At 43.8% G+C, this 5,379-nt stretch carries 3 protein-coding genes and 3 pseudogenes; 1 reads left to right on the plus strand and 5 read right to left on the minus strand.

Annotation, left to right across the window (positions count from 1 at the left end; all coding sequences use genetic code 11):
- Positions 1-376 (plus strand): annotated as a pseudogene (locus PX636_RS22180) (hypothetical protein); the annotation flags it as partial.
- Between the two features lie 97 nt (positions 377-473).
- Here PX636_RS22180 and PX636_RS22185 read toward each other — a convergent pair.
- From PX636_RS22185 to PX636_RS22205, 5 genes and pseudogenes are all read right to left on the minus strand, one after another.
- A pseudogene (locus PX636_RS22185) lies at positions 474-914 on the minus strand (vWA domain-containing protein); the annotation flags it as partial.
- Positions 915-1,291: 377 nt separating this feature from the next.
- Complete coding sequence (locus tag PX636_RS22190; RefSeq protein ID WP_288118957.1) at positions 1,292-2,323, minus strand: GntR family transcriptional regulator; 1,032 nt, start codon at positions 2,321-2,323, stop codon at positions 1,292-1,294.
- A 196-nt stretch (positions 2,324-2,519) separates the two neighbouring features.
- The gene (locus tag PX636_RS22195; RefSeq protein ID WP_002796522.1) at positions 2,520-3,230 is read right to left on the minus strand and encodes a lysophospholipid acyltransferase family protein; all 711 of its coding nucleotides are present in this window, start codon (positions 3,228-3,230) and stop codon (positions 2,520-2,522) included.
- A gap of 112 nt (positions 3,231-3,342) precedes the next feature.
- A complete protein-coding gene (gene prfC / locus PX636_RS22200) occupies positions 3,343-4,977 on the minus strand; it encodes a peptide chain release factor 3 (RefSeq protein ID WP_002732604.1) in 1,635 nt (544 codons plus the stop codon).
- Between the two features lie 59 nt (positions 4,978-5,036).
- A pseudogene (locus tag PX636_RS22205) lies at positions 5,037-5,379 on the minus strand (restriction endonuclease); the annotation flags it as partial.

Consider the following 5,379-nt stretch of genomic DNA (forward strand, 5'->3'; position numbering starts at 1 on the left):
GCAAAACATAATCAATTCCTATAATCAGTCTCCAGATGCTATCCTTAATATTCATGAGGTACACAAACAGGGAGAAGTGGTTGAGAAGGAAGACACAGGAATGAAAAGATGGAAAAATTCTCATGAACCTGTTATCCTGACTCCCAATCAATCCCCCGATGGATTTTATGTTATCTCAGTAGGAAGTGATTATTTACTCTTTCCGAAACAACACGCAATTGCTGAGTCTCAAGAATTCACGGCATCTGCTTTATTTGATGGCTATAAAGGCGGCGACACCCGTAAATTTACCTTAATTTCACCTGCACAAGTTACCCCGGTTGGTGGCCGTGGGATGTGGCAACTGAAACACAAAGGAAGATTAGAATACAATTAATGTAAGCTAACAAGCTCAAATATTTTAGATAACTTCCCGTATTTATCAATAATAAAGCGACGAATTCTCATTAACACATCTCGACCAGTACCACCTAATCCGAAATCCAAACTACCGACTGGGGTTTGATAGCTTGATTGGCAGTTAAACGACACTGATTTAAGCGTGCCAGTCGGGGATAAACGTGCCATTCTGCGCGCTGAATATCGGTATTTTTAGCACTTTGGCTAGATTGCCAGGGAATCGCTTTTAAAACCGCGTCTATATCTTCCCTTCCGCGAATTAAAATCGGTTCTTCAATCGGTTGGACATTATCAGCAAAGGGTACTAAATAAACCGAATCGTTATTTTTTAAACTATCGCGAATAATTTGACCAAGGCGCGTGCGTCCTTCATCATTAAAGTTAACACTACCGGTAAGATCGATCGCTAGGATAACATCTCGTCCCTGCCAACGAGCCACCAAATCTAATCCCAGTTTTTGCCAATCGGTAAGCGGTTCCCCGGGGGATACCGTTAAACATTCAGCACTTTTCATCTAACCTCGTCCGAGAGTGAAAAATTGAGCTTGTCCCTATTCTTCCGCCATTGTACTAAAAAAATAATACTTCTTAAAAGTTTTTTTCGCTTTTATTCTCGATTTGCTCTAAGTTATTGTCAATAGTAACCATAGACTAAAATAAATTTTAAAGTTCTGCCGCCCGCGCATTTAAGTGGGTGAGTGGAATTAAATATAAGATGAACGTAGGTTGGGTTGAAGCATGAAACCCAACGCCAGCATGGGTTACGCTACCGCTAACCCATCCTACAAATAATTGTGCCTCCCTACTTAAATTGCTTGTTGAGATAAGGCAAGAGGTAACAGTAAAGGGATTGGGAGAGATTTAGCGGTTAAAATGTGTCCTAGCTTATCCTCTAACCACCTAATCCTAATTCTCGTCTTAGCAATTGAATTGATTTATCCCCAATATAATTATCACTACAGATAATTTCTGGCAGACGAATTAAATCCGATCGCACTTCATTAATCAGATTTTTAATTAAAGTATAACTCGCTTGATCACTGATAATTGTCTGGGAAGTTCGAGCTAAAACTTTTAACTTATCCGTTTCATGAATTTGGGCAGACATAACTAATAAATCATCGCCCCGTAAACTATGAATTAAAATTTCGGCCACCTTAATAATACCGGTGCTAATACTGACAATCCCCAAGCGGCTATCGGTGGGTAATTTTTTGATTAATGCCAATTCCTTGCTGTAATCGTAGATATCGATGGGAATGACTCGCAGGTGAAAAGGAGCGGCAATTTCCTCCGCCACACTGATAAAATAGCGACTGGTGACAACAGTGGCAGATTTAGTATTGGCTAAAACTTGGGCTAAATCCTCCATTGCCACTAATTGGACGGGAATTTTGAGGGATTGCTCTAATTCTCTCAACATTAGTTTTCCTGCACCCAAATCGTGACGGGGAATGGTGACAAGAACTTGAGAACTACACTGCGATCGCCAATCGATTTCCGCCAGTAATAACTCGCGAATTTGCTCTAAAGTTAAACCTTGAGCGAGAAAACCAGCCAAACTCTGGCTAATTAGTCGGCCTATTTCTGGATTTTGTTCCAATAGGGGCGAACCCGATAAATTATCGTTTTCATGCCCGCGAGCCTTGACATAAATCCCCGAACCTGCTATGGATTCCACTAACCCATCATCTTCCAGTTGTTGATAAATTTTACTTATCGTATTACGGTGTAATCCCGTGATCATAGCTAGTTGACGGGTACTAGGTAAACGATGGCCCGGTGGATACTGACGAGAGGCGATAGCGAAGCGAATTTGGTCAAATAATTGCTTAGAGGCGGGTATTTCACTGTCGGGCTGGATTTGGAACTGCATCGGATCACTTCGCTCACAAACTACTTTCGCTGATGCCCATTCTATCATTAGACCTCCGGCAACAATCGGATATCTTCCCCGATCTGAGGGGTCTTCGAGGCAGTATTCAGGAGCTAGAATCAGAAAAAAACAAGATATTATTTATTTAAACTAGAAAAGCTACTTTTTTGCTTAAAAATAGTTAAAACAATAATTTTAATCCGTCCCTGAAATCCCACTCATGGGGTAGATAGTCAACAGCTGATTAAGGGGATCGATCCTCGTGGAGAAGTTTTAAGCGATCGCTCAAGGTTTTGGTTAAGCGGACAGTTTCCCGTTTTAGCGAATTTTGTTGATAATCAAGCACATTAATCCCTTGACCGATGTTTACTGTCGCTTCGCTTCCCCATCCGGGGTAAGGCTGATTATAACTAATGCTTACCGGCAAAATCTTGATATCTGCATCGGGTTTCATGGTCTTAACTTCCAACGCGATCCGCGCTACCCCCGGTTTAAGAGGATGAACCACTCGATCGCGACAGATACCCCCTTCCGGAAAAATCGCCACCATTTCCCCCGCGGCCAAAAGTTCGACGCTATGGACCAGACTACCCATACCGGGGTGATCGGTGTTGACGGGAAAACCCCCCAAACGTCGGATAAACCAACCTTGCACCCCTTTCATCTCGTTAGCGGAAACCATAAAGCGCAAATCGCGTCTACTAACTAAGCGTCCCACCGCGTAGGGTAAAATCAGCGCATCCCAACGGGACCGATGGGTAGGTGCAAGGATGACCCCCCCCGTTAGGGGAATATTTTCTTGGCCTGTCACCGTTATTTTGCCGAAAAAAGCCGGTAAAACCAGATAATTTCCCAGAAAATAACAAAAGCGAATTAAACAGGGATTAATTCGGGAATTGACAGCAGGACTTTTTCTAATGGTGAGGGACTCGTCAACGATAGTGCTTTGAGACATCCGAGTGTTAGGAAAGATCGAGACTTTCTGACCACTTCTACTTTAGTCTAGTTGTCTGGGGGGTCGCTATCTTGTCCTGACCAGTTCGGCAATTGTCTTGGGGGATTAATGGTTAGGATTGCGGTTCTACTCCCGATCCTACCGGTGCGATCGAGTTTAATTGCAAAGAGGGATGATCTTCTTTGACTTGCTGTAAATTCCACTCATTTTTGAATAATAAGACGGGACGGCCCCAGTAATCTTTGACGGTTAAAGTATTAAAGAGTTTACCGGCTTTTTCTAAAGCAGCCCAACCCCCGGCGACCCAACGGGCTAAACTATAGGCTAGGGGTTCGAGGGTAGTTTCGACTCCGTACTCGCTTAAAAGACGGAATTGCACCACTTCAAACTGTAATTGACCGACGGCGGCTAAAATCGGGTCGCGTTTAAATTCATCGATCGAGGATAATATCTGTACGGCCCCTTCTTCCTGTAATTCCGAGACTCCTTTTTGAAACTGTTTGAACTTGGAAGGGTTAGGATTTCTGAGATAGGCGAATAATTCGGGAGAAAAACAGGGAATACCTTCGTATTCGAGCTTTTTACCCATATAAATCGTATCACCGATCGCAAAGACCCCGGGGTTATTCAATCCGATCACATCTCCGGGATAAGCTTCTTCAATAACTGCCCGATCTTGGGCAAAAAGCTTCTGAGGACGGGATAAACGGATAGTTTTACCGGTTCTAGCGTGGTTTACTACCATATCCTTCTCGAATTTCCCCGTACATACCCGCACAAAGGCCACCCGGTCGCGATGTTTGGGATCCATGTTTGCTTGCAGTTTGAAGACAAAACCGGTGAAATCGGGATAGGTGGGATCAAGGACACCGAGGGAGGAATTGCGTCCTCTGGGTGGCAATCCGTAGTCGAGGAAGGATTCTAGGAATAATTTCACCCCAAAATTGGTCATGGCGCTACCAAAAAAGATCGGGGTCATTTCCCCTGCGTGGACTGCTGGCAAATCCAATTCCGCACCCAATTCCGAGAGCAGTTCTATATCCTCTTTTAACTGGTAATACAGGTCTTTTTCGAGATAATCCTCAATTTTGGGGTCGCCAAGCTCGATCACGGTTTCCTGCGCCTCCTGAGAGCCGTGGGAGCGACGTTCAAACAGGTGTATGGTCTGGGTGGCTCGATCAAAAACTCCCCGAAAGCGATCGCCAATTCCGATCGGCCAATTGACGGGATAGGTTTGTAATCCTAATTCTCGCTCGATTTCGTCCAATAAATCCAGAGGTTCGCGGCCGGGGCGATCCATTTTGTTAACAAAGGTAAAGATAGGCAACTGACGCAGTTTGCACACTTCAAAGAGTTTTCTCGTTTGCGGTTCCAAACCTTTGGCCGCGTCGATTAACATCACCGCATTATCGGCAGCGGCTAGGGTACGATAGGTATCTTCGCTAAAATCTTGGTGGCCGGGAGTATCGAGGAGATTAATCTGAAAATCACGATAATCGAACTGTAAAACCGTGGAAGTAATCGAAATTCCCCGTTGTTTTTCCATTTCCATCCAGTCGGAGGTGGCCTTGCGTTGGTCGCGTCTTGCTTTGACTGCACCCGCTTGATGGATTGCACCCCCGTATAGTAACAGTTTTTCGGTCAGGGTGGTCTTTCCCGCGTCAGGGTGGGAGATAATGGCAAAATTTCGCCGTTTTTCCAAGACAGCTTCGCTGGTTTCTAGTTCTTTTTCAATTTCGGTCGTCATTCTAATTTCGATCGCTTTCCTATCTTTCTATTCTAGTTTAGCTGGGGAGTTAGATATCTTTATGACTCTGATTCTAGGTTAAACTCAATCCGGCTCTGTAAAACCATTTCTGCAATTACCGCTCCTCCTTTACCTTGAGCTAAAACCCGCTCAAAACGGTTGATTAATTCGGGAATATTGATCACTTCCTCTACAGATTCTAGATATCTTTCGACAATTGCCCTGATCTTGTATCTTATCTTAGCCTGCTCCGCAACTTTTTCTAAAATTTCCTCGCAAGTCTGCTCAGTTTTAACCACAAAAGTAATGGGATATTTTTGCACTTTATCAATATCTAAAAAATATTTATCAGCAGCTATCGTTTCCGTAACTTGAAAAAATCGACCTAGGGGTTTCATGACA

Origin of the sequence: Microcystis sp. M53598_WE2, from assembly GCF_030067735.1 — a bacterium.
GTDB lineage: Bacteria > Cyanobacteriota > Cyanobacteriia > Cyanobacteriales > Microcystaceae > Microcystis > Microcystis aeruginosa.